Annotated in this window: 21 protein-coding genes; 10 read left to right on the top strand and 11 right to left on the bottom strand. The window is 35.0% G+C overall.

Annotated features, from left to right (window positions below; genetic code table 11):
- Positions 1-11: 11 nt before the first annotated feature.
- The 3 genes from H5J24_RS05705 to H5J24_RS05695 form a co-directional block, all read right to left on the bottom strand.
- A complete protein-coding gene (locus H5J24_RS05705) occupies positions 12-3,152 on the bottom strand; it encodes an efflux RND transporter permease subunit (protein ID WP_068944017.1) in 3,141 nt (1,046 codons plus the stop codon).
- A gap of 9 nt (positions 3,153-3,161) precedes the next feature.
- Positions 3,162-4,307: an efflux RND transporter periplasmic adaptor subunit gene (locus tag H5J24_RS05700; protein WP_068944018.1), complete on the bottom strand. Its 1,146-nt coding sequence runs from the start codon at positions 4,305-4,307 to the stop codon at positions 3,162-3,164.
- Positions 4,308-4,521: 214 nt separating this feature from the next.
- Positions 4,522-5,556: a helix-turn-helix transcriptional regulator gene (locus H5J24_RS05695; RefSeq protein WP_082811252.1), complete on the bottom strand. Its 1,035-nt coding sequence runs from the start codon at positions 5,554-5,556 to the stop codon at positions 4,522-4,524.
- Between the two features lie 103 nt (positions 5,557-5,659).
- Here H5J24_RS05695 and H5J24_RS05690 point away from each other — a divergent pair, with 103 nt between their 5' ends.
- From H5J24_RS05690 to H5J24_RS05680, 3 genes are read left to right on the top strand one after another with little or no spacing between them, the layout of a single operon-like run.
- Positions 5,660-6,427, top strand: a complete 768-nt coding sequence (locus H5J24_RS05690; protein ID WP_068944020.1) for a phospholipase D-like domain-containing protein — start codon at positions 5,660-5,662, stop codon at positions 6,425-6,427.
- Positions 6,411-7,724 (top strand): hypothetical protein, encoded by a 1,314-nt coding sequence (locus H5J24_RS05685; protein WP_068944021.1) that lies wholly within the window; start codon positions 6,411-6,413, stop codon positions 7,722-7,724. The genes H5J24_RS05690 and H5J24_RS05685 overlap by 17 nt, the downstream gene beginning before the upstream one ends.
- A gap of 11 nt (positions 7,725-7,735) precedes the next feature.
- Positions 7,736-8,716, top strand: coding sequence for a hypothetical protein (locus tag H5J24_RS05680; RefSeq protein ID WP_068944022.1), 981 nt, complete (start codon positions 7,736-7,738; stop codon positions 8,714-8,716).
- A 40-nt stretch (positions 8,717-8,756) separates the two neighbouring features.
- On the opposite strand, the gene H5J24_RS05675 is transcribed toward H5J24_RS05680, so the two are convergent.
- Positions 8,757-9,536 (bottom strand): metallophosphoesterase, encoded by a 780-nt coding sequence (locus H5J24_RS05675; RefSeq protein ID WP_068944023.1) that lies wholly within the window; start codon positions 9,534-9,536, stop codon positions 8,757-8,759.
- A gap of 108 nt (positions 9,537-9,644) precedes the next feature.
- Entirely contained in the window at positions 9,645-11,033 is a 1,389-nt protein-coding gene (locus H5J24_RS05670) for an MFS transporter (RefSeq protein ID WP_068944024.1), read from the bottom strand.
- 142 nt (positions 11,034-11,175) lie between these two features.
- On the opposite strand from H5J24_RS05670, the gene H5J24_RS05665 reads away from it, so the two are divergent.
- Together H5J24_RS05665 and H5J24_RS05660 are read left to right on the top strand one after the other, a co-directional pair.
- Positions 11,176-11,646 (top strand): Lrp/AsnC family transcriptional regulator, encoded by a 471-nt coding sequence (locus tag H5J24_RS05665; protein ID WP_068944025.1) that lies wholly within the window; start codon positions 11,176-11,178, stop codon positions 11,644-11,646.
- Positions 11,647-12,014: 368 nt separating this feature from the next.
- On the top strand, positions 12,015-13,544 hold the full coding sequence (locus H5J24_RS05660) for a tetratricopeptide repeat protein (RefSeq protein WP_232816114.1): 1,530 nt from the start codon (positions 12,015-12,017) through the stop codon (positions 13,542-13,544).
- Positions 13,545-14,279: 735 nt separating this feature from the next.
- Here the strand turns inward: H5J24_RS05660 and H5J24_RS05655 are convergent.
- Positions 14,280-14,795 (bottom strand): hypothetical protein, encoded by a 516-nt coding sequence (locus H5J24_RS05655; RefSeq protein ID WP_068944027.1) that lies wholly within the window; start codon positions 14,793-14,795, stop codon positions 14,280-14,282.
- A 17-nt stretch (positions 14,796-14,812) separates the two neighbouring features.
- Positions 14,813-15,817, bottom strand: coding sequence for a hypothetical protein (locus H5J24_RS05650; RefSeq protein ID WP_068944028.1), 1,005 nt, complete (start codon positions 15,815-15,817; stop codon positions 14,813-14,815).
- An 802-nt stretch (positions 15,818-16,619) separates the two neighbouring features.
- Here H5J24_RS05650 and mnmE point away from each other — a divergent pair.
- Complete coding sequence (gene mnmE / locus H5J24_RS05645; RefSeq protein WP_068944029.1) at positions 16,620-18,005, top strand: tRNA uridine-5-carboxymethylaminomethyl(34) synthesis GTPase MnmE; 1,386 nt, start codon at positions 16,620-16,622, stop codon at positions 18,003-18,005.
- 421 nt (positions 18,006-18,426) lie between these two features.
- Here mnmE and H5J24_RS05640 read toward each other — a convergent pair whose 3' ends face one another.
- From H5J24_RS05640 to H5J24_RS05630, 3 genes are all read right to left on the bottom strand, one after another.
- Positions 18,427-18,921 carry a CinA family protein gene (locus H5J24_RS05640; RefSeq protein ID WP_068944030.1) on the bottom strand — a complete coding sequence of 165 codons (495 nt, stop codon included), beginning with the start codon at positions 18,919-18,921 and terminating at the stop codon, positions 18,427-18,429.
- A gap of 56 nt (positions 18,922-18,977) precedes the next feature.
- Positions 18,978-19,247 (bottom strand): heme oxygenase, encoded by a 270-nt coding sequence (locus H5J24_RS05635; RefSeq protein ID WP_068944031.1) that lies wholly within the window; start codon positions 19,245-19,247, stop codon positions 18,978-18,980.
- 509 nt (positions 19,248-19,756) lie between these two features.
- Positions 19,757-20,317, bottom strand: coding sequence for a helix-turn-helix domain-containing protein (locus H5J24_RS05630; protein WP_199161657.1), 561 nt, complete (start codon positions 20,315-20,317; stop codon positions 19,757-19,759).
- A 165-nt stretch (positions 20,318-20,482) separates the two neighbouring features.
- Here H5J24_RS05630 and H5J24_RS25495 point away from each other — a divergent pair, with 165 nt between their 5' ends.
- The 3 genes from H5J24_RS25495 to H5J24_RS05620 are packed head-to-tail and all read left to right on the top strand — an operon-like array spanning position 20,483 to position 23,956.
- Entirely contained in the window at positions 20,483-20,614 is a 132-nt protein-coding gene (locus H5J24_RS25495) for a hypothetical protein (RefSeq protein WP_262495892.1), read from the top strand.
- Positions 20,615-21,643, top strand: coding sequence for a glycoside hydrolase family 130 protein (locus H5J24_RS05625; protein WP_068944032.1), 1,029 nt, complete (start codon positions 20,615-20,617; stop codon positions 21,641-21,643).
- A gap of 45 nt (positions 21,644-21,688) precedes the next feature.
- The gene (locus H5J24_RS05620; RefSeq protein ID WP_228407652.1) at positions 21,689-23,956 is read left to right on the top strand and encodes a glycosyltransferase; all 2,268 of its coding nucleotides are present in this window, start codon (positions 21,689-21,691) and stop codon (positions 23,954-23,956) included.
- Between the two features lie 30 nt (positions 23,957-23,986).
- On the opposite strand, the gene H5J24_RS05615 is transcribed toward H5J24_RS05620, so the two are convergent.
- The gene (locus tag H5J24_RS05615; RefSeq protein ID WP_068944033.1) at positions 23,987-25,084 is read right to left on the bottom strand and encodes a calcium:cation antiporter; all 1,098 of its coding nucleotides are present in this window, start codon (positions 25,082-25,084) and stop codon (positions 23,987-23,989) included.
- Positions 25,085-25,547: 463 nt separating this feature from the next.
- On the opposite strand from H5J24_RS05615, the gene H5J24_RS05610 reads away from it, so the two are divergent.
- The gene (locus tag H5J24_RS05610; RefSeq protein WP_034692169.1) at positions 25,548-25,766 is read left to right on the top strand and encodes a hypothetical protein; all 219 of its coding nucleotides are present in this window, start codon (positions 25,548-25,550) and stop codon (positions 25,764-25,766) included.
- Positions 25,767-25,813: the final 47 nt, after the last annotated feature.

Genomic DNA, 25,813 nt, shown 5'->3' with positions numbered 1-25,813 from the left:
AATCATTTGAATTAATACTCCCAGTCCGCATCTGTTACTACTTTCCCATTGATCTTCTCATGCAAAGCCTGGAACATCACAAAAAGTACAGGAACTACAAAAATCCCTAAGATCGTTCCGAAAAGCATTCCTGAAATAGCAGCGTATCCAATTGAATGGTTACCCATTGCAGACGGCCCTACTACAAAAATCAATGGAAGTAACCCCGTAATAAATGCCAGAGAGGTCATCAGAATCGGACGTAAACGAGCTTTCGCTCCTTCCACTGCTGAAGCAATAAGACTTTTCCCTGCTCTTCGTCTCTGAATAGCAAATTCTACGATCAGAATACCGTTCTTCGCCAACAATCCAATCAACATAACCAGAGCAATCTGAACATAAATATTATTAGACAGTTCTGCAAAAGTAATCCCTACAAAAACACCTGATAATCCTACCGGAATAGCAATCAACACCGCCCATGGCAGGATATAACTTTCATACTGTGCCGATAACAGGAAGAACACAAACACAATACACAATCCGAAAATCATTACCGATTGCGAGCTGGAACCAGCTTCTTCACGACTCATCCCTTTATAATCATAAGTATATCCCGGAGGGAGCACCTGCTTGCTTACTTCTTCTACCGCAGCCATTGCCTGACCTGTACTGTAACCCGGAGCAGCCATTACTGTTAAATTAGATGAGTTGAAAAGATTGAAACGGTCTACTACCTCAGCTCCTGTGGTTTGTTTTAAGCTCACCAAAGTAGTGATAGGAACCATTTGACCAAGATTATTCTTAACAAATAACCCGTTCAAAGACTCCTTATCCTGTCTTGTTTCCGGAGTAGACTGCACTAAAACTCTATAGTATTTCCCAAATCTGTTGAAATCAGAAGCCTGAATACTTCCATAATATCCCTGCATCACTCCCAATACATCAGAAACATTCACTCCAAGCTGAGCTGATTTCACTTCATCTACAAGCACTTCAAATTGAGGATAAGTAACATCAAAAGTGGTAAATGCTACCGCCACTTCCGGTCTCTGCATCAAGGCTCCCATCATTCCGTAGGAAATATTTCCAAGGTTCTGAAGCTCGCCGTTGGTACGGTCCTGAAGCACAAGTTCCATTCCACTGGTATTTCCAAAACCATCTACCGTTGGTGTATTGATTACAAGGAAATTCGCTCTTTTATCTTTGGAAAGCATTCCTTGCGTTTGTCCGATAATATCATTGATATTGTTAACCGCTCCTCTTTCTCCTGAGTTTTTTAACTTCACGAAAATAGAAGCCGCAGAAGAAGACATCGATCCACTGAATAAATTCAGTCCATCTACTGAAATCACTTTATCTACCGCAGGATTTTTCATCAAAAGATCTTCCGTATCCGAAACTACTTTAGACGTTCTGTCTTTGGATGCTCCCGGGGCAAGATTAGCCGTTACAATAATAAAACTCTGGTCTTCATCAGGAATAAATCCTTTTGGAGTCGTCATAGACATCCATGCAAACAATCCTCCAAAAGCAAGGATTATAGCCACTGCAATCCATTTTTTCTTTAAAAGGAATAATACTGCTTTTCCATAGCGGAATGTCAGCTTATTGAAACTGGCATTAAATCCGGCAAAAAACCGGTCTTTAAAGTTCATTTTCTCATGAGCTCCTCCATGATGCTGCTTAAGAAACAAAGCACATAAAGCAGGGCTCAGTGTCAACGCATTAATCGCAGAAATCACAATAGCAATCGCTAATGTTAAAGCAAACTGCTGATAGAACAACCCCGTGGAACCACTCATAAATGCCACCGGAACGAATACCGCAGACATAATTAAGGTAATGGAAACAATAGCTCCTGTAATCTCACTCATCGCAGACATGGTTGCAGCTCTCGGATTCAGTTTTTTATGCTCCATTTTAGCATGAACTGCTTCTACCACTACAATGGCATCATCCACCACAATACCAATGGCGAGTACCAGGGCAAACAATGTAAGAATGTTGATGGAGAACCCAAAAATCTTCATGAAGAAGAATGTTCCTACAATCGAAACCGGTACAGCAATGGCCGGAATTAATGTTGATCTAAAGTCCTGAAGGAAAATATACACCACGATAAATACAAGGATAAATGCTTCAATCAACGTATGAATAACCTGTTCAATAGACTGATCCAACGCTTCTTTAGTGGCATATGGAATTTCGTAATCCATTCCAGCCGGGAAAGATTTTTCAAGCTCTTTCATTCTTTCCTGCAGGGCGATCTGAACCTCGTTCGCATTGGAACCTGCCATCTGGAAGATCGCCATCGTAACAGAAGCCTTTTTATTAAAGTTAGAGGAAACCGTATAACTGTAAGCTCCAAATTCTACTCTGGCAACATCTTTTAATTTCAAAACAGAACCATCACTTAAAGCTTTTATGGTAATATTTTCATATTGCTCAGGCTCAGTAAATTTTCCTTTATATCGGAGAACATATTCCATCACTTCCTTACTTCTCTCTCCTAATCTTCCGGGTGCTGCTTCCAGGTTTTGGGTCTGAATAGCACGGGAAACCTCTGATGGAGTAAGATTATAGGAAGCCAGTTTATTCGGATCAAGCCATACACGCATAGAGTAATCTTTGTTACCGTATACCATTGCATCTCCCACTCCTTTTACTCTTTTTAATTCCGGTACAATATTAATTTTCGCATAGTTTTCAAGGAAAAGATCACTCATTGAGCCATCTTTACTGGTTAGAGAAACCATTGCAATCATACTATTTTGTCTCTTGACAGTGGTAATTCCGGCCTGGATCACTTCAGCAGGAAGCTGGTTGGTTACCTGAGCCACCCTGTTCTGAACGTTAATGGCTGCCTGATCAGGATCTGTACCCAGCTTAAAGATAACGGTGATACTCAGCGTTCCATCATTACTCGCTGTAGAAGTAATGTAATCCATATTTTCTACTCCATTGATGGCATTTTCCAATGGCGGAGCTACAGATCTTGCAATTGTTTCAGCATTGGCTCCGGGATAAGCAGCCGTTACCATAACAGTAGGCGGAGCAATATCCGGGAATTTTGTAATCGGCAGGCTGACCATACCGACGATCCCGAGAATAACAAGCAATACGGAAATAACCGTTGCCAGTACGGGTCTTTTTATAATTTTCTTTAACATGATTTCTTCTTACGATTTTTTCTGTTGAGCATTTTTCTTTTGTGCCACTACAGGAGTCCCCGGCTGTAATCTGTCGAAACCGGAAACGATATACTGATCTCCAGCCTTCAAGCCTTTGGAAACTATGAAATGATCACCCGCTTTTCCATTCACTTCTACAGGAAGCATTTCTGCTTTTCCATTTTTGATGGTAAACACAAAAACTTTATCCTGAATGGTTCTGGTAGATGCAATCGGAAGCAGCACAACATTGCTATAGAACTGATCCAATAGGATCTTTCCTGTATTTCCACTTCTTAAAGTATTATTCGGGTTGTTGAATTTTGCTCTTAAGGTAATAGAGCCAGTCGTTTTGTTGAACTGTCCTTCAACAGCATCAATTCTTCCCGTTTCAGTATATTTTTCACCACCGGAAAGCAATAGAGATACTGCTGGTGTATTTTTAATAATCTCATCAATACTGTTTCCCACATATTGCTTCTGGAAATTATTAAAGTCATTTTCACTTAAGCTGAAATAAGTATATACCTCATGGATATCTGATAATAAGGTAATCGGTTCCTGATTGCCCGGGGTCATCAAACTTCCCAAACGATAGTTGAATCTTCCGATAAATCCGCTTACCGGAGCTTTAATCGTAGAAAAATTAAGATTAATCTTCGCTGATTCAATGGAAGATGTTGATTGGCTTACGGCTCCTCTTGCAGCATTATAAGCCGCCTCTGCTTCTTTCACCTGAATTTCGGACACCATTTTATTTTTGAATAGTTCCTTCTTTCTGTCCAAGTCAATTTTTGAAGTGGAAAGATTAGCCTGCGCTGTAATGAATGCTGCCTGTGCACTTTTTAGCTGCTCAGCAAATATTCTGTCTTCGATTTTAAACAAAGGCTGGCCGGCTCTCACATAATCTCCTTCATCAACAAAAATTTTGCTTAAATATCCGGTTACCTGAGGTCTGATTTCTACATTAGAAATTCCCTCAACGGATGCTGCATATTCTCTTGAAACAGAAGCGTCTCCCTGTTTTACTATTTCTACAGGAAGTTCTGGCGCCTGCTGTTGGTAAGCCTGGTTTTGATCACTCTTCTTACATCCCGTCAAAGCGATGAGCGAAAGAAAAAGTAGGGTTGATTTTTGAACAAAAAATCTTTGCATAACTCTAGTCATTTAAATTTTCCTTGCAAAATTCGAACGAAAAAAATTCAATAGAATTAGTCAAAAAACCCCTTGTTTTGTCAAAAAGACTCCTTATTTTTCAAAACATGAGAAATATCATTCATAGACAAATTAAATGATATATTTCTAAAAAACAAATCAAAAATATGGCTTTATTTATCAAAAAGACATCAAAACCACAACTCACTCATTATCAATACAAATCATCTTTTCTGTATTCCAAGGGAGCTCTTCCCGTATGTTTTTTAAAAAATTTACTAAAAGACGCCTGATCGGAAAATTTAAGCTGAGAAGCGACCTCACTTACATTAAGATTGGGATTTTTAAGCAATAATCTTGCTTCTACGGCCAATACATGATGGATAATATCCCGAGGTGTTTTAAACATTGTTTTATTGATCACCTTAGTCAGATATTTCCTACTAATAAATAACCTGTCTGCATAAAACTGAACATTATGTTCTTCTTTGAAATACTGCTGTACAAGCTTAAAAAAACTAGTCGTAAGTTCATCTTCCCTAGGAGTAACGGTATGAGGTTTTTCAATTTTCTTGAAATAGTTGTCTATTTCATAAATCACCAGTGAAAAGTGATGCCAGATCATTTCGTTAAAATAATAATTATCTTTCTCCTTATTATTCAGCTGCTTTAATTCATCGAGGTGAAAATTCAATTTTCTGAACAAATCCGGTTCATTCCTGATAATATGGGTAGGATCCGATGAAAGACTCTTCAGGACATTATTAGACTTATAATTGAAACCAGCCTGAGAAATAAAATCAACCGAAAAGAAAATATAAGTTGCTTTATAATCTTCCGCGATATTTTCTACCCAAAAAGTCTCCAACATAGGACAGAAAATGGAATCTCCCTTAAACACTTCATAACTTTTATCATCTAATCTGAACCCAACACTTCCATCCTGCACTAGAAAAATACAGAAATAGTCTGAACGGTAAGGGATATCCGGCTTTATGATATAATTTGCCTTATCTATATCCATCACCACAAATTCCTTAATCCTGAGATCAAATCCTACTTGCTGTAAAACTTCATCAAAAGCCAGCTGTGAAACAAAATCAGGTTCTTTGAAAGGTTCTTTATAGGATTTTTTAGCCATAGGAAATGGATTATGAGGTACGAAGGTAGTGAAAAAGGCTAACCTATGGAAAGGTACAAAACAATGAAACAGACAAAGCAGCCGGTTATAGATGATATAATGCATCATATTTTGCTTTTCTCTATTTACGGAAAACCGTAAAGAATCCAATTTGAATGTTTATACTTTTGAACCGTTAATCACCTTTTATAAAAAACTAATTATAAATACCATGATTCAAGACTCAATTTCTAATACTGACGAGATTCTGGAAAGGATCAAATCAGAATTGCGTAGTGCAAAATCAGAAATTCTGATTGCAATGGCCTGGTTTACCAATCAGGATTTATATCATATCATCCGCGATAAGCTTAAAGAAAATGTAAAAGTATCGCTTATTCTTTCTGATCAGCCAGACAATGAAAAGCTTGATTTCGATTTGCTTGTCGAGTTGGGATTGAATTTCACAAAAATAAAAAACGTAGGCTATGGAATGATGAATCTTAAGTTTTGCGTGATTGACCGCACCTTAGCAATTTCCGGTTCATACAATTGGTCAAATAACGCCAAAAATAATCATGAACAGGTTTTAATTACCAACTACCCCAAAACAATCAATGAACTTACAGACAGTTTTTTCACCATCAAAAATAGAATTGAGAAACTAAACAGCGGACTCAGTATTGAAGAAATAGAAATTGAAGAAAAGGCATTTGAGAAACCAGCAATGAATAAACTACCCAATGAAGCAAAAGCCCAGCCACTTAATTTTCAGGAACAGTCATTAAAGGAATTTAAAGATGTTCTGGACAACATCATTGCCACCGAAGTGGGCTCCTTTGACAAAAGCCTTCTGAAAGAGAATGCTTACCAGCGAGCGTTTGAAAATCAGGGAGATCATCAGGTGCTACCACAAGCAATGGACAGCCTTTATTCGAATTTCATTAATGAAATTGAAGTGATTACTGAGAAAAAAAACAAGATTGAAAAACAGGATTGAAGAGCAACTTAAAGTAAGTATCAGTAATGTAGAAATGAAAACTCAGAATGAAATCGATACATTGCAGTACAACCTTAACTCCGAGACCCAAAATATAGAAAATACAATCCGTACTACAGAAAAGGAAATTGAGGATAGAAAACACCGCATAGAAACCAATACATCTATTAAAATTCCCTTTATACAGGATAAAATTGATGTTTTGATAAAAAAGATCAATGAGTTAAAAGTAGATTTTGTTATGCCTCCGATCAACTGGCCTTTAACCTCTCTTTTAAGCTTCATTACTGTAATGCTCATCTTGTATATTTTTGTTTTTTACTCTTCTGTAGCCTATATTTTTATCTTTTCAAAAGAAGATATTCTCTCTGAACTCAGAAAAGGAATCGTTACAGAAATACCAGAAGTTTTCAACGCACATGCCATTACCAAAATTTGGAATAAAGGAGTGGGTGGGATTATGTTTCTCTTTCTTTTTGTAAGCATTCCATTAGCATTGGGTATGCTGAAGTTAATTAAGCCTGACAAAACACCTTTTGAAATAGCGAACCAACCTCAAACCCTACTTTTAAAAATCAACAAAACCATACAAGAGAACAAAGGTCTGATATTAATTTTCCTGGTAGACTGCTTCATTGCCTACAAGGTTGCTAAAAACATCAATGATATAGAATATCTTACCAATCAGACAGATAAGAAGTCTTCATTTTCTGAAATTGTATTTTCCCAAAATTTCCTTCTTGTCTTTACCTTAGGAACCTTAGGGGTTTATCTTTTCAGTTTGGTTATCAATAAACTTTATCATTCTCATCACAAGCGAACAAAAACCCATCATCAGGAGAAAACAGAATTTATTGTAAAAAAACTGGAAGAGGAAAAAGAACAGTACCAGCTGAAAATCAATGCTTTCAAAGAAGAAAACAGCCAATTAAACGGTGATAACCAAGGATTGGAAAGAAATAAAGCCACTTTAAGCAAACAACTTCAGGAGCTTCCTGTTGTAACCAATACAAAAGTAAACAACCTCAAGCAGCTTCTCCTAACCTTCAAAGAGAAAGTAGAAAATCTAGCTCAGATCTATAAAAGCCAGGTTGATAATGACAGGCTCCCAATATCAAAAACGGAAATGGAAAACAGAGTAAATATTTTCATGGAAGGCTGGAGTAAATATTTATATGAAATTTACTCTGTCAATAAAGCAGAAGTTAAAACTACTGAAGCTATCAGAGAATGTGAAAATTGGCTTAATGTCATTGCATTTCACGAACAATTCACTTCAGAATTCGCTCAAAATTAATCTTAATTAAGATGAAAAAACAACTTATAGTAAGCTTCATTACCCTATTATCTGTTTCTATACTTTCAAATTGTTGTAAAAAGAAAGATACCTCTTCTACTGATTCATCATCAGACATTCCTAAAATCTATGATTATAATGTCCTCATTATTCCGGATCTATCTAACAGAATCAACTCTGAAATTCATCCCAAGCCATTACACGACACTGTACTCATCAACAATATTGCTGATAATATAGAAAACCTTCTGAAAACTAAAAATAGGCAAATGAATCAGTTGGATACTTATAAAATTGATTTCATCAACCGGGGAATCCTAAATCAGAATATTGCAGATGCTCAAAAATTAGAAATTAATTTCAGAACGTTCAAAGATGATCAACGAGAGTCTTCAGAATATAAAAGAGGACAGCTCAAGTCAGATATCCCTTCGTTAAAAAATAATCTTTCCAAAATTTACACCTACTCTCTACAGAATTTATCAGGCTCCGACGTTTGGAATTATTTCAACCAAACCATAAGTAATTCTCTTATTACTACTCCTGATACAAAAATTGCAATTAGTGATAACCAGTTTATCATTAAAGGAACCAGAAATATTGTTGTTCTATTAACAGATGGGTACATTGAAAGCACCAATACTACATCCGGATATGTTCTTGATCAAAAATCCATCAGAAATATAAGGGATCATTTTTTGGCAAGCGGAAATAACGATCTGGAAAAATTCATCCTATCAAAGCCTGAATATCATATAAGAAAAACCTTTACCCCTTTAAAGAACACCTCTGTTCTGATCCTGGAAATGACAGACCGATCTTTAGACAAAAACGGAGCCAGCACTATACAACCAACAGACTTTGAAATCATGAAAATTCTCTGGTCACAATGGCTTAAAGCTTCCGGAGCTTCAAAGGTTAAGATTTATCCTGCCTTCTCTCAAAAAACAGAAGCTTATGAAGCGTTGAAAAAATTAATGGATAGTATTTAAGTGAATGAAATTGTAAATGAAGCCAAGAGAGCAGAGGAAATTAACCTATACCGATTGCTCTCTTTTCATTATTTTTTATCTCAACAATCAATTCCTTATCATAACCATTATACTTTTCATCAATATACCCATGAGGATTACAGATAACTTCAGTGTTCCCGATAGTATATCTGCATGGAGTATGAATATGACCATGAATCCAATATAACGGCTGATGTTCAAGAATCATATTTTCCAGATTAGAAGCATAAGCGGAAGATAGCGGATCTTCTTTATAGTGTTCCGGTACAGACTGAATACCTGGCGCATGGTGGGTAACCACTATATTTTTAAATTCTTTAGATGATTCCAGACTTTCCTGCAGCCATACTTTTGAAAGCTGATGAATTTTGAAAGTGTCTATCGTTCTCAGTTTTGAGTAAGATGGATCACGTTTGATTTTTTTATAGTCATTCATCTTCGGCTGACAGATCATTCCGTATTCCATTGGATTGCCAAAGATTGAAAAATCAGTCCATAAGGTAACCCCATGAAAATGAATACCTTCCATGTCTACAAAAGAATTTTCAAGCACAAAAACATTAGAATTTTCTGCTGAATCTTTTATTTTATGAAGCGTTTTGGGATACGAACCTTTATAATATTCATGATTTCCCAGAACATAGATGACTGGTTTATCAGGGATAGTTTGTTTGATCCATTCAACTCCTTTCGTTCCTAAGTTGACATCACCAGCCAACACAACAACGTCTGCATTGTCAAAGCATAATTCCGTTCTTCCAAATTCCTGATGAAGGTCACTAATGATTTGTATTCTCATGACACAAAAGTAATGAAGAGGTATGAATATCTAAAAAAAACAAAAAGGAACCGATGCCTAAACACCAATTCCTTACTCATATAGTTTGTGTAATTTTAAGGTCGCTTATCACGAAACAGCGACTTCAGCCTGCTTCATTCTTAAGCTTTTCAATATAAAATATAATAACATTCCAAGGGCTAAAAGAGCATAGCCAATCAGTACAATCAGATTCAGGCTCCCCACTGCAAATTCTGAAGGAAAAACCTGGCTCATTAATGTCATGAATGACAACCCTATCCCAGCTCCCAGGAAGTAACTTGTAGAACTCAAACTTGATGCCAATCCGTAATTGGAAGGTTCAACATCCTGAATTCCCATTACAGAAAGTGCCGTAAAACAGAAAGTCATTCCTATTCCTGAGATGCATGCCGCTCCTAATAAAACTACGGCTAGCGGATGTTCTGTATACACTGAAATTAACAATAACAATCCTCCTGTAAGCATAAAAGACCATCCTAACACTCCCATTTGTGATGAACTCAATCTTTTTGAAATGTGAGGTAAAATGAATTTAGCTGTTAGCGCTGACAGCACACTAAACGGAACAAGCATCAATCCGGAAGCAGCTGCACTATAGCCCATATCTTTCTGAAGCATTAAAGATATCAGGAATAAAAACCCAATAAAAAATGCTCCCAAAGTAAAGAAAGCCGCATTGGAAACCACCAATGAACCATGTCTGAATAAATTCAGATCAAATAAAGGCTCTGAAACGGTTCTTAGTCTGAAAAATACCATTACTAAAAGCAATACAGCTACGACCAATGAACCTACTACAAGAAAAGGCTGTTCTTTGATATGAACCAGCTCATGTGTTCCGTAGGTAAGACTTAAAAGCCCAAGCACCATTAATATCCCGGAAATAACATCTGTTTTTTGTGCAGTTTCATTTTTCTCATCCGCTGGCAAATAATAATAGGATAAGATAAGTGTGATTAAAAGAATTGGAACATTAATAAGGAAAACCCAATGCCAGCTCAGATATGTACTGATAATTCCTCCTACCGAAAGACCACTCCCGGAACCAATCGCAGCAAAAGAACTAAAGATCCCAATCGCGCGGTTTCTTTCCTGCTCTTCCCTGAAAGTATTGGTGACAATAGACAAAGCTGCCGGCATCACAAATGCAGCTCCTAGCCCCTGAAGGGCACGGAATATGGCTAACATATTGAAACTTTCGGAAAGCCCAGCTCCTAATGAAGTTAACATAAAAATTAAAGCTCCCAATAAGAAAATTTTCTTTCTTCCTATCTGATCGGAAAGCTTTCCGCCGATAATCAGAAAACCTCCGAAAAACAACACATATAGTGTTTGCAACCATTGAACAGTTCCCGCTCCGATGTGAAACTGCTCCTGAATAGAAGGAATGGTTAAATTAATAATGGCAATATCCAAAGCCTCTACAAAAGTTCCCACCGATGCTAAAATTAATATTAAATTTCTCCTTGTATCCATATATTCAAATTTCCTGCAAAATTAAAATTAACAGAACGTAATTAAAAATTAAACACTAAATTTGGAACAAAAAAACTAAATAATCATAATAAAAAGAACAAAATAACTAAAACAAAGAAATTAATCCTACAAAACAGAACAAATGGCAACAGAAAATTACACTCCCGACGAAAAAGACCTTTCCATCCTGCGGCTTCTTCAGAAAGATGCCAAGATGAGTGTCCGTGATATTTCAGCAAGAATCAACCTTAGCCCCACTCCTACCCATGAGCGCATTAAACGAATGGAAAAACAGGGAATCATCAAAGAATATACTGCTGTAGTAGACCGTAAAAAGGTGAATAAAGGAATGATGGTTATCTGTATGATCGCCTTGAATGTTCATAATAAAAAAACGGCAGGGAAATTCATTGAAGAAGTAGGCAAATTGAAAGAAGTGGTAGAATTTTATAATATCAGTGGTGATTTTGATTTTATGCTTAAAATTTTAGCTCCCAATATGGATGAGTTCCATGAGTTTTTCATCAATAAGTTATCAGAAATTGAAGGTATTGGCCAGACTAAAAGTATTTTTGTAATGAGCAGCATTAAAGAAAGTGCTCAAATTGTATAAACCGATATAAACCTGCAAATTAAAAAATATCATTCCAATCCTACAGCTTTCATCTAAACAACTAAATATTGGTCTTTTGCATATTTTTCACTAATTTGGCTCTTCAAATCTGTCTACGGAAAAAACAGATTTTATTAAACAACAAAAAAGATGATGATCGTTAAATTTATTAATCCCGGCAACTGTGATAAGTTGTCTGGCACTGCATTACCAATCAGCGCCTACCAATATAAAGAAATCCAATACAGTTTTATTCTACATTAAAACTGAAAACGGCAAATTTTTGAAAAGAAGATGACATCTTTTTTCAGACTTAGTATTGAGATTATTTTTTTCATTTCATCAATGATTACAAATCATAAAAATTTATGAACCACATCAATGATATCAATTTAAAAAATCACCCTATATTTTTATTTATTTTTATTGCAATTTCATTGGGAAGCTGTGATAAAAAAATTGATGTTCGGGAGATCGACAATGCTTTACTGAAAAAAAATGAACAACTAAGGCTTGAAGGAAAAGATACAGAACTTATTGCTCTGAATAATGAAATCATCCAACAGTCAAAAGAAAACGGATATTCAAAAGGAGAAGCTTTAGGATATATTAATCTCGCCAATACATATGGCATGTTGGGAAAATATAAAGCCAGTCATGAATACCTGAAATCGGCAGAAAAAATCACGACCCGGCTTAATGATAATTTTCTTTATGCTAAACTCTACCATGAGTATGGCCAGCTTAATTATGTAACCGGATTGGTTAATACGGCATTAAGTTATAATGCCAAAGCCATTCATTACGGTAAAAAACTCAATGAAAAAGGCTGGCTGCTAGGAAATACGTATGAGCAAAGAGCTGATTTTATTTCTTCTACCTATAAAGACTCAGCATTAATCTACCGCCACATAGGCTTCAGTATGGATCCTTCTGCTCTTAATGCTTCCCTGATTGGGAATTATCACTTACAACAGACCAAAAATCTTGATTCTGCGACTTTTTATAATGACAAAGCATTATCTCTTCTTAAAGATTCCGAATATGGAACTGTAAGACAGGGAATCATTTACTCTTTTTATGCAGATCTCCTTTCTGAAAAAAAACAATATGAAAAAGCATTATCGTTCTATGAAAAGGCGGCGGATATTTTAATTAAAACAAAAAGAATCAACAAATTACCAGACCTTTACCAAGAGATCTCTTTTGTATATAAAAATCTCAATAACAAGGCAATGCAAGACTCTTACGCCTCTAAAGCTGAGGAACTGGACCACAAACTAAAAGTATCTGGAAATGAAGCCATTGACCTTTCACTAAGCGAAATTATTGAACAAAAAAACAAGGATAACAATAATATCATTTTTATATCCATTGGTGCATTTATCCTTATTGCTGCTACTATTTTATTTCTAGTGATCAGAAAAAGAAAATATAAGAAACAAAATAAACACCCTGAAAAATCAAATACCATAACTTTCGCTGCAAAGGAAAGAATTTCTAAGGAAGATTTTGCAGAATTATTGGATCTTGCCAAGAGCAATGATCTAAAGTTCATTAAGAGATTTGAAGAGATCAATCCAGCTTTAATTCAGAATATTTTAAAAATCAATCCACAGCTTACAAAATCGGAGTTGTCTTTATGCGCCATGATCTGGCTTGGCTTTTCATCAAAAGACATTGCAGATTTTACTTTTATACAGCACAGATCTGTACAAACAAAAAAGGCAGGCTTAGAAAAAAACTTTATATTCCTTCCGAAACAGATCTTTACAGCTTTTTTACTTCCTTATAATTTTGAAACACTATTATTTACACAATATATTTCCCACCAATACCCAATGGCAGATTTTTTTTATGAAGCTTACATGATAATTCATTTAAGCCTGCCTTTTTAATAATATTCATCGCATAACACACCCTATAAAATTTCCATTTTAAAGATTCTTTTTATTAAAAAACAACAGAAGTTAAGATCAAAAAAATGTTTTTTCCGTGAAGAGTTTTTAGTTTTTATTTTATAAAAACCAATATTCAGACTTTAACCATCATCTTTTAAAATACTATAAATCAATACATTAAATAACTGGTAGTAGCTATAGTGTAGCTATGTCGTATGCAATTTTTTGGAAATATTTATCATTATTGAATATGTTTGCCATGTGAAAAATATTAATAAGCACCATTAAAGAATAAATATAAATTAAAGTATACAATTTAAAAGAATTATTATAATACCCTCCCCCTCTGCAACACTTTTAACTTTAATCTAATAAAAGTATTAAGAACACAAATGACAAACACAAACGATGAAAATCTAGAGGGGTGGGATTTATTTTAAAAACTAAACAAATAATATTAACTAAAAACACAAATAAAAAGAGGCCTATTAACACAACAACCTATGATGAAACAATATCTCAGAATAATGATCCATCTTTTCATAGAAAGCTGAGAATATTACAACTTATATTATTTGTTTAATTGAGAGATTACACTTGAAAGTTCGTAATCTCTCTTTTTTTATAAAAACATCATAAAAAAAGCAGTGGCATAGATCTATACCACTGCTTCAATACACATTATAAACTTATATATACCGGTTTCCCGGAAAATAATTGCTATTCTATATTTTATTTCCAATAATTCCAGACTGATCCGTCAAATACTGCTAATGTTTTGCTAGCTGTATCATAACACATCATTCCTGGATATGGGCTTTTTACATTAACATGAGGAACTGCAACCTGAGGAAGAATCATTGCTTTATCAGGAGATTCCAATATCAATACTCCGTCTGCTGTACTGGAGGTTGCTCCAATAATCACTCCTTGCCCCACCTCAGCAGAATTGTTCGCAACAACAGCACTTGAGCTGCCAGCATCAGATAAAGGCTTCCATACATCATTCTCGTAAACCTTTACTTTTTTATCATTGACATCAAAAACAAATGTTCCATTTACCAGAGATCCGGTTGGAAGGCCAGAAGTAGCAGGAAGGATCAATCCTTTTGTATTTCCGGATACGTTATCGAAATCCAGAACTGTACTGTTTCCATCTACTGCCTGCTTTCCTATTGCTACCTGTGCAACAGAAAGATTAAAAACAACAAGAGCGGCTGCTATGCTTATATTTTTTATATTTTTCATCCTTTTAAATTCTTAAATTAATCATTACAGCTTCTTTCTATACATTTCCATTCAGCGCCATTATATAACTTCACACATTTATCCTGAAGATCGTATACCAACATTCCTTCTTTCGGATCAGCAATAGCATCTCCTGATTGTGGTGTCTGACTTACGTGCTGAACTCTTGTAATCACAAAACCTTTGTTTTTTGCTTCCATAGCAACGAAACCATTAGGAATATTTTCCGGCCATGCACTGTTTTTTTGCTGAATGGTAATTCCGAATTTCGTAAATCCATCAGGTGCTCCTGCTGCACCAGGTTTTGTACAGAAATCATCCATATCATCAATAATTGTAGGTGCGTTGCCACAACTGTTAGGATCGTTAGACAAACCATTTGGCCAAAGTGACGGACATGTAGCAGAAGTAGCATTAGGACCACAGAAACTTGCTCCGCCAGCACCAAGATCTGTAACACTTCCCATAGCAATAGCTACAATCTGGCTATCATTACTGATAACTGCACCATCACCAACACCATTTACTTGTGCTTTTGCAATACAATACGCTTTTCCAGTAGGAACCCCTACATACTTAACAGATGGATAAGTTTTTGACTGCTGGGTAAATGTTCCGCATATCTCCACTACACTGCTTGTTCCCATTTCTATCATAGACGTTGTCCCCGGAAAAAAACCTCCAAAAGTTGGATCTCCCTGAGTAACTGATCCTGTAAGAGAAAGAAATGATTTTGTTCCCAGTGTAACTTTTGAATTTTGCTGAGAACCATGGGTTCCAATCTGAATAGATCCATTAGATTTTACACTGGCTCCATCCCCAATTTCCAGATTTCCCATTACCTGAATACCTGAAACCTGAAACTGTCCGGATTTTACAATAAGCGTAGCACCATTAGGAATAGTAACAACACTTAATGTAGTATATCCACCATCAATACAATAAGTACTTCCAGCTGTCATGACTTGCCCCGTATAAGGTGTACATGTCTGAGCATATACCAGACTGTAGAAGGCAGTCATTAATAAAAAAACGATTTTTTTATTAAAATCGAAAAAATTTAAGTAGTTCATATGTATTTATGCTAAATTAACAGATTATTCATATTTTAAGAAAAAATATGTGTTTTTTTTACATCATCGAATCCCTACCCAACAATTAATATACCAAACTTCAATTATTATTCTAAATACCAATAGAATACCATGCCGATTTTGTTTAAACAAAAAATATATTTTGTAATGTTTAATTTAAAAACAAAAACAAACCACTGAAAAACAACATTTTACACAACTTAAAACTACATATATTTAAGAAATCTTTTTAGATTATTTAAAAATTCAATATTATCACAAGTATGTATTGGCTTATTACCTTCAAAAAAGGTAAATTTTGAAAAACATAAAACAATATGTATCAATATTGTACGATTTATGAAATACATTATATTATCAGTCCAAAAAACACTTCAATCATTCTATAATCCATACTTTTTAGATGTTAAAACACAAAAAATTGATATTATAAAATTTATCTATCAAAGCAACTTCTAACGATATCAACAGTGGGCTTCTTTTTCTGGTATCATCTAAAGATATTATCACAAAAAGTAAGAGCAGCAAGTATCCAATTAATACCAATGGATGTTTTTGAAAATCACAATCCTATTTAACTTTAAAATTTACCATCACCGTATTTTGTATGTTTCAAACATAACATCCAGAAAACACAATGACATTCCTCAGCAACCTCTCCCAATATAAAGTATAGACAATACATATGGTACTGCTGTAAAATTTGCATTAAAAACCGTAAATTTGCACCATGAATAACGATACTATTTGTGCACTGGCTACAGCCAATGGAATAGGTGCTTTAGGCATTATCAGAGTTTCCGGAAATGATGTTTTACCCATAGTTCAGAAAAGTTTTCCTGCAAAAAAGCTGGAGAAACAGAAATCCCATACTATTCACTACGGGTATTTTATGGACGGTGAAGAAGCTATTGATGAAATCATGCTTTCTATTTTCCTGGCACCAAAAAGTTTCACTACAGAAAATTCTGTAGAAATTGCCTTTCACGGCTCTCCACATATCGGAAAACGTATTCTTGAAACTCTTATAAAAAATGGAGCAAGAATGGCCAAAGCCGGAGAATTTACGCTTCGTGCATTCATCAATGGAAGGATTGACCTTTCTCAGGCAGAAGCGATTGCAGATGTAATTGCTTCTGAAAATGAAGCCTCCAGAAAAGTAGCCATCAACCAGCTAAAAGGTGGAATCACCAACGAAATATCGTTATTAAGAACTGATCTTCTGAACTTTGTTTCTCTTATCGAATTGGAACTGGATTTTGCTGAAGAAGATGTAGAATTTGCTGACAGAACTGCTTTAAGCGGATTATTGGATAAAATTGATTTAAAATTAAATTCCCTAATCGAGAGTTTTCAATATGGAAATGCCATTAAAAATGGTACTGCCGTTGCGATTATCGGAAAACCTAATGCAGGGAAATCTACCCTACTCAATGCTTTACTGAAAGAGGAAAGAGCGATTGTAAGTAATATCGCAGGAACCACAAGAGATACGATTGAAGAGGTTCTTCATATTAAAGGCCATGCCTTCCGCTTAATTGACACTGCAGGATTACGCGAAACAGTGGATGAAATTGAAGCCATTGGTGTGAAAAAAGCTAAGGAAAAGGTAGAAAATGCCAATATTTTAGTTTATTTGACTGATGCTGCTACTGAAGATTTCTCCGAAGATATTGAAATGATCCAATCTTTATTGAGAGAAGATCTGAAATTAATTATCTGCGCAACCAAAATTGACGAAGTTACTCCAACAAAATACGAAACAGTGGAAGATATTTTCAGAAAAGCAATTTCGCATGAATTTGATTTTATCAAAATATCTGCTGTTGAGAATCAAAACATTCAGGATCTTAAGAATGAATTATCTTCTTACGTTGAACAGCTAAAATCACAAGAGAATAATGTGGTTATCACTAACCAGCGCCACTTCGAAGCTTTACAAAAGTCTTTGGATGCCGTAAACAAGGTAAAAGAGGCAATTTCCTTCCAGATTTCTACAGAGTTACTGGCTTATGAACTGAGAAATGCTTTGGAACATCTTGGGGAGATATCTGGTGAGGTTACAAATGATGAAGTGCTGGGAAATATTTTCTCTAAGTTTTGTATCGGGAAATAACCAGAACAAACCATTGAAAACCAACAACTTGCATTAAAATTAATGAAATTTAGAAAATATCACATAAAGCGCTATTTTACAGCGCTTTACGTATTTTAAATAAAGAAATTAACGTTTTAAATTACTTGAATTTGTCCCCAGTTTTATTCCTCAATTCTAAAGTAAAAACTTCAAGATTTTATAGGTTAATTCACTGCAGTTAACAGATACTATCACATTATAAATAAACCAGTTGCTATTTATTCAAATATAATTCTTTAGGGCTTTTTATCAACTTTTTTAAATGCCTCATTAAGAGTGTTGAATCTTGAAAACCTGAGTCCGTAAGAAAATTAAAATGATAGTTTTCATAACTTCTGGCTTCCAACTTCTGGCTTCCATCTCCTGGCTTCAAACCTGTAATTTTTATTCTGAACTGAGATTAAATTAAGATCTGATTAAGTGCACTTTTATAACATCCTAAAATAAATTCCGTATAATATAACTGCGCATCTAATGCCTGAGTCTTATCATGAAGTTCTATGCGTTTGGAAAGCACAATCTCCCCCTTATAACTGAATGAGCAGAATGAATACACTTTAAACCCTGAATTTCTTACAGATGCAGCATATCCCGTAGAAGAAATACCCCAATCTGTTCCAAATGATTCAGCAACCTTTACAGCCATTGTATTTGCCATTTTTTGGGTCTCAAAGCCATTTTCCTCAACTTCAATCCTATTGATATCTAAAAAGTTAATTTTTTCAGGTAAGGTAAAAGTTGTTATTCCTCCTTTGTAAAACAGTTTTGCATTGGGCATTTGGGAAAAAGCCAGCTGTATTAGCCCCGAGGTTACACTTTCTGCTATAGAAACCGTTTCATTCATTGTAATGAGTGAAGTACTGAGATAATCAAGTAAACTTTGCTGAAATTTCATGGCATCTAAAATTTAATGTTAATCTAAAAAGCTTTTTACGCTGCTGAAATCAATGTTCAGATAACGTCATAGTCATTCATGGTTGTTACAAAATAATGCTCAATCATTTCCTTGGCATTGCTGCACATTGATAAAAGATCTTCTCTGGTCATATCTTCAAAAATAAAATCATCATGAACCTCAATAATGAACTCAGTTACTTTTTCAGTGTTCATAAGATCATAAGCCATTAAATCATTTAAATTATCTAATCTGCATTCTTCCTTAAAAAAAGGATGTTTTCGGGAAATGGAATTCTTAAATTGAAAAAGATGTATTGTTTTCATGACTTCCAGCGTTAGGGTGATAATAAGAAAAGCCTGTTTTGTATATAAAAACGTTGTTTATTCATTGATGTTCAAACAGATTTCTTTTTGTTGATTCAGTGGATGCAATATATTATATATCAATAGGGTTAAAAAGGATAGAAACCAGAGGTTCCTATCCTTAATTAATTAAAACCTTCTGAAAACAGATTTACCTATTTTATAGAGATTTTAATAAGCTCATTATTAAAATTGAGAATCCCTAAGTCTATTAATTTTATCATGGTGTATATTCGCTTTTCCCAATCTTTTTTTACTACTACAATGTTTTCAAATAGGGGAGACCAGCATTTTGTATGATGTATACTTTCAACTGCTCGCTATATTTTCCAGTCTAAAATTTGCATTATTTATGGTGATATAAACTTTAATGGATCTGATAAATTCCTGATTATTATATTACAAAGATGGCCGTTTCAATATAGACTACGCTATATATATCCGAAATAATCTTACATATATCACACCTTTTATAAATCTTCCAGATTGCCAAGGCGTCTTTGTTTCAACTGCTTATAAAATGAAGGAGAAAGCCCTGTGATCTTTTTAAACTGGTTAGAAAGGTGGGCCACACTGCTGTAGTTGAGTTTATAAGAAATTTCTGTAAGATTCAGTTCATCATACAACAGCAGTTCTTTTACCTTTTCTACTTTATTAATAATGATAAAATGCTGGAGTGTCATTCCTTTCACTTCAGAAAAGGTATTCGCAAGATAAGTATAGTCATATCCTAATTTTTCACTTATATAATCTGAGAAATTTTCTTTTGGAAGCTCATCTGAATAATGAATCATTTCGATCACTACATTCTTTATTTTCTCTATCAGGATACTTTTTTTATCATCTAATACTTCAAGCCCTGTTTTAAGTAAATTTTCTTTAAGGATTTGTCTTTGTTCTGAGCTAATATCATCCAATAATTCTACTGTTCCCAAATCGACGACAGCATTTTTGATGCCCAGTTTTTCCAATTCCTGATGGACAACCATTTTGCAGCGCAAACTTACCATATATTTTATATACAACTTCATCTCCCTTACGATTTATACCTGTCAATTATTTCATTAACAGCTATTTATCCAAAGTTAGTCTATTCAATCGGAAATATCTATGATTTATACAACAAATTAAAAGACAATTGCAAAGCTTTCCTTTTTTAATGATTGAAATTTACAGGTAACAAAAAATATTTCACAATGTCAAAAGAAAAGGACGGAAAAAAGAAATCAGATAAAACTCCACCCGCAAAATCCGCAAAAGAGAAACGGGAGGATAAAATGAACAAAAGAAAATACAGGGAAAATGAAGCCCGAAATACCAGCAGCTAAATGGTAGCTCTGAAAAAAGACGGAATTATACTCAGAAAAACGACATTAGATTTTGAGAGTGAGGGTGTTTTAAATCCAGCAGTTATTCATGATAATGGAAAAATACATTTATTGTACAGGGCTCTTGCAAAGAATAATTTCTCCACTATCGGATACTGTATATTATCAGATTATAAGACTATAGAAACCCGGCTGAACAATCCGGTTATCATCCCCGAGTTTGAATATGAAAAACATGGTGTTGAAGATCCAAGAATCGTAAAAATCGATCAATTATTTTATCTTACCTATACCAGTTATGACGGAATTAACGCATTGGGAACACTTGCCATATCGAAGGATCTTATATCATGGGAAAAAGTAGGGATTATTGTCCCAAAAATTCTGTACAAAAAGTTTAAATTTTTGACAGAATCCCAAGGTGAAATAGGGGAAAAGTACAGACGCTTCAACAAACTCCCGCCTGCTCATAAAAAGGATAAAGAGATCTTCCTTTGGGATAAAAATGTCATATTTTTCCCAAGAAGAATTAACGGTAAGCTTTATTTTCTTCATCGCATAAGACCTGATATCCAAATTACAAGTATAGAAAACATTGAAGATCTGAATCCTGATTTCTGGAAAGATTACTTCCTTCACTTTAAAGAACATATTGTATTATCTCCTAAATATGAACACGAGGTAAGCTATATTGGCGGAGGATGTCCCCCTATAGAAACCAAGCATGGATGGCTTTTGATATACCATGGGGTACATGATACTATTGAAGGATATGTTTACAGTGCATGTGCTGCTTTACTGGATCTTGATAATCCCAAAAAGGAAATTTCAAGACTTCCTTACCCTCTTTTCAAACCTGAAGAAGAATGGGAACAGAAGGGAGAAGTAAACAATGTCTGCTTCCCTACCGGAGCCATCGTAGAAGGAGATACAATCCATGTTTACTATGGAGCAGCGGATAAAAGAATTGCAGTTGCCTCTTTAAGTCTTTCAGAATTACTGAAAGAATTACTACGGTACATATCATAACTGACTATTCAATACAGAATGTCAGACTTTAAAACAGATATCATCATGAATAAAAATATAAAATCAGACGTGGGGGAAAAGACAAAAAGACGATCTGTACAAAGTAAAAAAAACACAATTCATCATAAGCCTGAAATTATCTTTATAAGCACTTTTCCTCCTAAGGTGTGCGGTATTGCAACCTATTGCCAGGATTTAATACAATCTCTTCAGATAAAGTTCAATGAATCATTTACCATCATCATCTGCCCGATGGAAACTGGGGATGAGCATTATCAATATGAAAAAGATCCAGAATATCGCTTAAATACATCCGATGCCATATCTTATTTAGAGCTGGCTGATAAAATCAACAAAAATGACAGGATTCAACTGGTTATGCTCCAGCATGAATTTGGATTTTTCACTGAAGCTAAAAACGGGTTACTGCTTTTTCTTCAAAACTTAGAGAAAGACCTCATCATTACTTTTCACACCGTTTTGCCGAAACCGGATCGAGAATTAAAAGAAAAAGTAAAAGAAATCAGCAGTTTCTGCAAATCTATTATTGTGATGACAGGTATTTCTGCAGACATCCTTTCTGCTGATTATGATATTCCCTCTGATAAAATTAAAGTAATCCCCCATGGTACTCACCTGCTACCATTTATCGACAAAATTTCACTGAAAACAAAATACGGATTTAAAGATAAAAAGGTACTTTCAACGTTTGGTTTACTGGGTGCTGGGAAAAATATTGAAACCACTTTAGAAGCTCTGCCTGAAATCGTTTCCCAAAATCCGGATGTAATGTTCCTGATTATCGGAAAGACACATCCCGGAATCATTAAATATGAAGGAGAAAAGTACCGTGATTTTTTACAGGATACCATTAAGAGGCTTCATCTGGAAAAACATACGTACTTTATCAACCAATATCTGCCTTTGAATGAGTTGCTAGATTATCTTCAGCTTACCAATATCTATCTTTTCACTTCAAAAGACAGAAATCAGGCAGTAAGCGGTACTTTTTCCTATGCCATCAGCTGTGGATGCCCTATTGTTTCCACCCCTATTCCTCATGCTTTGGAAGTCTTAAATGAAGACCTGGGAATCATTATTGATTTTGAAGCTCCGGAACAGCTTGCTGCTGCCGTGAATACATTACTGAAAAATGAAACTGCTCAGGAAAAATTACGATCAAATAGTCTGGAAAAAATGGCTTCCACAGCCTGGGAGAATTCTTCTATTTCACACGCCTTATTATTTCAACAATACAATAAATACAAAATGACATTACACTATACATTCCCCAACATTAATCTTAGCCATATCAAAAATATGACAACGGATTTTGGAATGATCCAATTTTCTAAAATCAACAAACCTGATATCAATTCCGGGTATACTTTGGACGATAATGCCCGTGCTTTGATTGTAGCCTGCAGACATTATGAAGTAAGCAGAGATGAATCTGATCTTGACTTGATCTCAACCTACCTGAATGTAATAAAGTTTTGTCAACAACCAGATGGTAGTTTTCTCAACTATGTAAATCAAGACAAGGAATTTGCACAACAGAACTACGAAACCAACCTTGAAGATTCCAATGGTAGGGCAATCTGGGCACTGGGGTACCTTCTTTCTATAAAAGCAATCTTACCACAACTGTTTTCTGATGAAGCAGAGTCCATCATTGAAAAAAGTCTTCCGTCTATTGATAAAATTCATTCTACCCGTGCAATGGCTTTTATTATAAAGGGATTGCATTATCAAAACTCTGAAAACAATATTCCATTATTGAAAAAACTTGCCAATCGACTGGTAAAAATGTATCAGCATGAGAAACATAAAGACTGGCACTGGTTTGAAAGCTACCTGACCTATGGAAACAGTGTACTCCCTGAAGCTTTATTGTGTGCCTGGATTACAACCCAGGACGAAATGTATAAACAGGTTGCCATTGAATCATTCAAGTTTTTGCTTTCTAAAACATTTAGTAAGGGAGCCATTAAAGTAATATCCAACAAAGGATGGCTGCAAAAAGAAACGATTAAAAGTGCTGAATCAATTGGTGGTGAACAGCCTATTGATGTCGCTTATACCATATTGGCATTATCCACATTCTATAAGGTTTTTAAGGATGAAAAATACTTGCAGATGATGAGAAATGCTTTTAGTTGGTTTTTAGGAAAGAATCATTTACATCAGATTATTTATAACCCTGCAACAGGCGGATGTTATGATGGGCTTGAAGAGAAAAATGTTAATCTCAATCAGGGAGCAGAATCCACGGTAAGCTATCTTATGGCAAGGCTCTGTTTTCCAAAATAATAAGATTTAATTAAGCTATCTTAAGTAAGTTTATGGTACGATTGTAATAAAAAGATAAATTAAAAATATAGCGATCAGTACAATCCCCTGCATGATATTAGTTCTGCCTGTTGCCAGTGAAACAGTTATAATAAAAAGAGATAGTCCCAAAAGTATTGTTGACTTAATATCTATCCCTAATGTCATTCTTATACCGGTCATTACAGATATAATGGCTATGGCCGGAATACTGAGTCCGATGCTGGCCAAAGCAGAACCAAATGCCAGATTTAATGAGGTTTGGATCTGATCACTTTTTGCAGCTCTGAATGCAGCCAGTCCTTCCGGAAGCAGAACAATACCTGCAATAATGATCCCTACAAGAGATTTTGGGGCACCTGCGGAAACCACTATATGCTCAACATCCTTTGAAAGAAGCTTTGCCAGTAAAACGACTATTCCCAGGGATAATAGTAACAATATACAACTGATATACAATTGTTTTCGGGAAATCAGTTCATGATTGTCTTGTACAGGCTGATTTTTGGATAGTTTGTTCTCTGGAGAAATGAAAAAGCTTCGATGTCTAAATGTTTGGATCATAGTAAATCCAAGATAAAGTCCTAAAGAAATCAAGGCGATAAAAAGCAATTGAAAGGATGTATATTCGCCTCCGAGATGACTCACCGTATAATTAGGCAGAATAAGCACAAAAATAATCACTGACGTGAGCGTAATGAGTGCCGTACTTACCCCCTGTAATGTAAAGCTCTGTTCTCTGTATCTTAAGGAACCTATCACAATACAGCTCCCAATGATTCCGGTAAGGATTATCATTACGGCAGCAAAAACCGTATCTCTGGCAAGGGTAATGGTTTCTAAGCCTTTTGCTCCCATCATAATAGAAATAATAAGTCCTACTTCTATGACCGTAATAGCAAATGCCAAAAGCAAAGTTCCAAATGGCTCTCCCAAACGATGGGCAATAACTTCGGAGTGATACACCGCTGCCAAAACACTCCCCATCAAAAATAAAGCAAGAATCACAGAGTAATACCCTGATGAAAAAACAAAATTGCCAACATAAGATAACCACGCCAGAATAGGAACCAAAAACGTCCACATCCATAAATATTTTTTTATATACATAAAAGCATTAATAATTTTTACAATTGAATTGTCCTTTGGAGAAAATCACAAGATTTATATTCTCTTTTTCAAAACAGTTTCTATAAATGATTTGAAGCAGACTAAAGAGATTATACTGGAAATATCAAATAATGAAAAAGTGAATAGATCGGAACTTAGGGTCCGGATCATCAGTTCAATGTAGTGAATCAGCAAGATACGATTAATTAATCACTTATTAGGAATTATATAGTAGTATTTTAGGTTTGTAATCATGTCTTAAGGCCCAATAATCTCCATTACTTCATGAATAGTCATCAAAGCCACTGTTTTTATGATCACCCGTCTTACAGATGCTTAAAAATAAACTGGAATTTTGCAAAAGTGTGATATGTGCAACATTAAAGAAACAATCTGTAATATAATAGATTATTAAACACCCAACTTTGTACTGTAGCAATGAAGTTACACTAAAATCCACCTTATGGACACAAACCAAAACAAAGGCGACAAATTTTTCAAAACTCCTGGAGCCTGGATTGAGCAGTCAAAACAACTGAAAGAAAAATTTTCAACATTAACGGACCACGATCTGAAACTTGAAGAAGGGAAAGAAAGGGAAATGCTGGAAAGAATCGGAAACAGATTAAGAAAAAACCGTGAAGAAGTTCTCAATATTATCAAAGAAATCAATCTTTCATAAATTGTTTTCAAGGACAGTTAAGGCCAATGAAAAGATATATTTATCAA

This window comes from Chryseobacterium capnotolerans, from assembly GCF_021278965.1.
In the GTDB taxonomy this organism is placed as follows: Bacteria; Bacteroidota; Bacteroidia; order Flavobacteriales; family Weeksellaceae; genus Chryseobacterium; species Chryseobacterium capnotolerans.
The sequence above is the reverse complement of the archived record's forward strand: the minus strand, read 5'-3'. Positions and strand labels throughout refer to the sequence as shown.